Annotated in this window: 1 protein-coding gene; it reads left to right on the plus strand. The window is 43.8% G+C overall.

The genetic code is table 11. The annotated features are described in order from the left end of the window. Positions 1 to 142: 142 nt before the first annotated feature. On the plus strand, positions 143 to 956 hold an 814-nt coding region (locus SD31_RS14505), incomplete at its 3' end, for a tyrosine-type recombinase/integrase (protein ID WP_039054636.1).

Raw genomic sequence — 956 nt, forward strand, 5'->3', positions numbered from 1 at the left:
TTCTACTGTTTTGCCAWTAAATTAGTTTKGTTTTGTAAGGGGCTGTTCATCTTTATTGGTTGTGCTGATTTTATCCATTTGCGCAATTTTGTTATAACTTTTCTTAGTAATTTGCTTTATTAGGTAATACAAAATGCGCAGTATGAAAGCTATTGATTTTTCCGGTTTTGCTTTCCGGGAAGGTAGGCATAATGATTCGGCGGTCATTTGGGTGGATTTCAAATACGACCGGGCAAAGATTGATTTGGTCAAATCGCTGAAAGGTAGGTGGAGTAGGTCTAAGAAGTGCTGGTATGTACCGGACAACGCCCATTTCCGCACGCTGTTTGGGATGAAAATCTCACCGGTTGGCAAAGGGGTATTGTCCAAATTGTCACCCGTGAATGCCCGGGAGTTGCAACGCATGAAAGAGGTATTGCAGATGAAAGCCTATAGTCCATCCACCATAAAGACATACATGATCGAATTTGCACAGCTACTGTATATTTTGAAAGATGTGCCCGTTGATTCGCTGGGCTACGACCGTCTCCGTGCTTACATTCTTTATTGCATCAATACATTGAAGATTTCAGAAAGCCAGCTGCAAAGCAGGCTCAACGCCATCAAATTCTATTTTGAACAGGTGCTCCATAAACCGGACTTCTTTGCCGAAATCCCACGGCCGAAGAAGCCATCCACTTTGCCAAAGGTGTTGAGCCAAAAGGAAGTAAAACGGATATTCGACGTGGTACAAAACCGAAAACATTTGCTGATGCTGCAACTGTGCTACGGAATGGGGTTGCGCATAAGTGAGGTTGTCAATCTGAAAGTGAGCGACATCGACAGTGGACGGATGCAGGTACTCATCGAAGCTGGTCAAGGAAAGAAAGATCGGTACGTACCACTACCGTCTGCAGTGCTGGATTTGCTGCGGGAATATTATAAAGCATACCAGCCCAAAACTTACCTTTTTGAAG

The organism is Sphingobacterium sp. T2, from assembly GCF_000814685.1.
GTDB classification, from domain to species: Bacteria; Bacteroidota; Bacteroidia; order Sphingobacteriales; family Sphingobacteriaceae; genus Sphingobacterium; species Sphingobacterium thermophilum.